Source organism: Moorena sp. SIO2C4 (assembly GCF_010672485.1).
GTDB lineage: Bacteria > Cyanobacteriota > Cyanobacteriia > Cyanobacteriales > Coleofasciculaceae > Moorena > Moorena producens.
This window is the reverse complement of sequence record NZ_JAAHGN010000652.1, coordinates 1-4,292: the sequence shown is the minus strand read 5'-3', so window position 1 is coordinate 4,292 and position 4,292 is coordinate 1. Positions and strand designations below refer to the sequence as shown.

2 protein-coding genes and 1 pseudogene are annotated in these 4,292 nt (G+C 45.3%); 1 reads left to right on the top strand and 2 read right to left on the bottom strand.

Going from position 1 to position 4,292, the window contains the following annotated elements:
• Window positions 1-258: pseudogene (locus F6K20_RS26490) on the bottom strand (hypothetical protein); the annotation flags it as partial.
• Window positions 259-440: 182 nt separating this feature from the next.
• On the opposite strand from F6K20_RS26490, the gene F6K20_RS26485 reads away from it, so the two are divergent.
• Window positions 441-653, top strand: a complete 213-nt coding sequence (locus F6K20_RS26485) for a hypothetical protein (protein WP_287248059.1) — start codon at window positions 441-443, stop codon at window positions 651-653.
• A gap of 151 nt (window positions 654-804) precedes the next feature.
• Here the strand turns inward: F6K20_RS26485 and F6K20_RS26480 are convergent.
• Window positions 805-4,292: translocation/assembly module TamB domain-containing protein (locus tag F6K20_RS26480; RefSeq protein ID WP_287296623.1), on the bottom strand; the 3,488-nt coding region annotated here is incomplete at its 5' end.

Sequence of the window (4,292 nt, the reverse complement as noted above, 5' to 3'; positions counted from 1 at the left end):
TAATAGGTAATAGGTAATAGGTAATAGGTAATAGGTAATAGGTAATAGGTAATGGGTAATAGGTAATAGGTAATGGGTAATAGGTAATGGGTAATCTGTATTTCGGACCGGTCCGTTGACCCCGACCAGTCGGGGAATATGGGGAGATGGGTCAGTAATCGGTCCTCGTCTCGCTATCCATCCCAGAGACGAAACCGATAGATAGGGTCGCCAAAATCGGCAAAGTTTTAACCCTTTTACCCATAATCGACTAACCATAAAGGCGACCCTATCCTTACGGTAACTTCAACACCTTGAAAGAAGGTGGGGAATTCCGCGAGTTTTGTTAAAGCTGTTTGACCCGGTGGTGCGTTACGGGGCGGATGCTGCTGGCGAATTCGTGAAACCCTTATTCTGCCGTAATCTGCTCCCCTCTCCCAAGGTTGGGAGAGGGGCTGGGGGTGAGGGCTGAGGGGGCTTCTTGGTTTGTTAAGAAATATTTCACCAACAGCATCCGGGGCGGGCTGTCTCAACAAGGCGCGACCTTTATAGCAGAAGTCAGAAGTCAGAAGTCAGAAGTCAGAAGTCAGAAGTCAGAAGTCAGAAGTCAGAAGTCAGAAGTCAGAAGTCAAAAGCAAGCTAGGACTAGGTTTCGGAGTTTAGGAATGTCCTAACAGTAGCGCGTAGTGCTATATCACGCACCCTACGCCTCTTACCCCGATTCCCGATTCCCGATTCCCGATTCCCAATTCTAAATTCTAAATTCTAAATTCCCAATTCTAAATTCTAAATTCTAAATTCTAAATTCTAAATTCTAAATTCTAATTAAAATCGATTTTCATACTCTACAGTTATCTTGGTATCGTCTGAAAAATCCGTAGCACCGCGCAGCAGAATTTCTTCATTAACTCGATAGCGCAAGTTGTACTGAATTGGCTGATCAGTAGTCAACACTTTTAACAACGAAAATGATAAATTATTAGTAATATTAATCCCCGCTTCAGCACCTAGCTCTAACCTATCAGTGCGCCTATTATCATCTGTAACTGTAGTGGGGAACAGGCGAAACTCATCTAATCCTGCGGCATCACCAATCAGGTTGCTGACATTACTCAGTAGTGCTGACCCAGCTAAGTTGGCCAAACCCAAGGTACTATTGCCTCGACCCAAGGTATCCACAAAGCCACCCCCTAATAGGGCAACAATTTCCCCTTCACTACGTTTTGGCATACTATTGAGTTCCACTCGGTCAAAGAGCTGACTTGCTAGCCCTTTTACTTTTGCTTGAACCCGAATAGTTTCTGTAGTGCCAAAATTAGTTGGGCGATCGCTAATTTCATTAGCAAAGGTTTCACTGGTAATGGGTTGTTTCCTAGACTCAATTACTGATGCCACCATCTGCACATCTAACTCTGGGTCTCTGCCAAGAGTGGCTACAAATCGGGCGTTGTTGTTGTAATTTTTATCAAGGCGAAACTGGGTGGTAAACAGATTCACCTGACCGCGCAGCAGCTGAATGGTTCCTTCTGGTCTAATATCACTCATGTCCCCATTAATTAGAAGGGTACCGCTGGCGAGAAAATCTAATACTGGTAGCTGTCGAACTAGGATGTTTTTACCTAAGGTTAACTGTAAGTTATTGAACTCTATTAGTTCCTCACCTGCAGATCCGCTACTCCCGCTCGGGGCAGTTTGAGATTCAGAAATGGGTACTCGACCATCAAACAATTCGATGTAACCACCAATTCTAGGATTAAATAGAGTCCCAGTAATAATAGTCTTACCTTTAACACCACCACTGTAAATCCCTTTGAGATTGATGGCTAGTTGATTCAGGTCAACGGTGAGGGGATTCTCTAATGCTCTAGGTAGGTCTCGCAAGGGCAAATTCCCTACCGCTACTAATTTACCACCACCAAAATTCCCTTGTAAGCTGTCTACAATTTCCATGCGGTTGAAGTTAAACCGGATTTTGCCATTGACTTCTGTCAGGGGTTCTGGTAAAGCTTGGGCAGCAATAGTAGCGTCTTCTACATTAATGTTACCGACAACGGTAAGTTGCTCCAGTTGCTGTAGCCAATCTTGGTCTTGGTCAAAGGTACCAGAAATATCTAAATCTACTTGTCCTTTACCATCAACCCAAGCGATTTGTTGATTGGTAAGCATATTTAATCGGGCAAGTCCTTCGTTTTCAACCTTGAGTTGTACACTGACTTGCCGATTTTCTGGCTCTACTTCGGCAAAGGGTAACTTGTAGGGGATTTTGGCATTTACAGTTAGGGGTTCAGACTCTTTGGTCAGAAAACTTTGGGCAAAGACGTTCAACCGCGCATTCTTGTAACTAAAGCTGCCTTTGATGGATTCGAGGGGTGTTTGGTTTAAACTGGCATCCACGACCGATATTGCTCCCCTGGCTTGGGGATTGCTGAGACTTCCATAAAAGTCCGCTGTGGCATCAACAAATCCTCCATAACCAACAGAGCTAGGAAATCTGAACACTTCTCGAATCAAGGAAACCGGGACTTTCTTGAGCCTGAGCTGACCCGATGGACCAAGTTCACTGATACTACCGGACAAGGTGGCTAGGCTCTGACCCGATTGAATCCGCACAGGTAAAAGATTCAGTACCCCTTCTGCAAAATTTCCTTGGGCAATAATTGTCTCAGCTTTATAGGAACCCCATTGCCAGTTTTCCCCTTGGAAATTAAATTCAGCACGGATGCCATCTTTGACTGAACCGACCAGACTGATACTGCCAGTAAAAGCACCATTGAGCTCGGTAAGCTCTGGTAACAGAAAGCTCTCTTGACGCTGCTGCCGTTGTCTGTTTAGGAGCTTGACTATTTCTGACATCCGCCGCAGGGGTTTTTTGAGACCATTTTGTGAATTACCTACTCCACTAACGGCAAGATCAGCGGCTGTGCCGTAGACGGGGGTTTGGAAGCCTCGACCTAGGTCAGTGATCTCAAATAGTTGTAGGGTAGTTAGAACATCCTGGATTTCTCCGAGCTTAGCCTGGAGTTCCCCGTTAAATTCTGGGCCGTTGGGGGTTGGGGTGACGTTGGCAGCAAATAAGTATTGACTATCACCTTTTTCAAACAAGCCATCGGTCAGAGTCATCGTCCCTTGCTGGTATTGGAAAAAGCCTTCTAACATATCACCTCTGAGGTTGTCAAAGATGGGATTTGCGATCTCAATTTTACCGGATGACCCAAAAGTCTTGAGGTTCAGAGCCATGTTCCCACAGATGTCTCCCGCCAAGGGTTTGCTTAACCATGGTTCGAGGTTTTGACCGTCTACCATACCACTACTCAAAGCCAGACTCTTAATGGTATTGATCGGAAGATTCTCCACGGTCATTTGTAGCTCATCCCCTGACCGAATCCCACTAGCGGTCTTGTCCTGATACTGCACCAAAAAGGATACGGGTTGGTAATTGGGGTCTAGCACAACCTCCAGTTTTTCTTGATTCCCTGCTAGCTGGAGATTTACCCCTGACTTTGGTGCTATACTTACTCGACCTGTCAGTAGGGATTCAAACTCCAGAGGACCAGCAAAAAAGTACCGCAGTCTTAAGTCACCGTTAATTGTCGGAGCTTGAGGAGTACCGGCAATCCGACCGTTAAAACCGACTAAGCCTCCTAAATTTAACGCATAAGGCAGGTCAGCCGGTAATCGTTGCAAATTCAAATTCTCTGCTTGTACCTGGAAATCAAAGGTCTTAATTGCTTGTAAACCCTGACTGCCTGGGTTTAGATTGACAAAACCATTAGCATTGAATCCCTCGGCTGTGGCTTCTTTAATCTCTAGCCTTTGACCATTCCAGTCAAAGGATGTGGCTAGGGAACGCTCAAGTACAGAAATGCCTTTACTAAAATTAAGCTTACCCTTAGCTTGGATTGCTGATAGAGCTTTATCTGGTGTCAATAGCAACGGAGCAGAAATATTGACACTGCCATTGAGACGTCCTCGTAAATCGGGATTAATCTCCCACAACTGGAGATTAGTAGGCTGGAAAACCCCCTGAAATTTACCATTGCTAAACTCAGCTGTTCCTAGTAATTGACCACCAGCAACATTCAGTTGTCCAGACCCTTTGCCCTGAATGGCGTCAATGGTTAAATTATTTAGATTACCAGAGACAGTGACATTCCCGGAAACAGGGCCATTGAATTGGGGCGGGACCAGAGCAAGAGCACCCAAGTCGAGGTTAGAGGTTTGTACCTTGGCCTGGAAGTTACCATTGGCAATATCGATTTGAGAAGCCTGAATTCTACCCCCTTCCACATCTAAAGTACCAGACCCACTAGCAG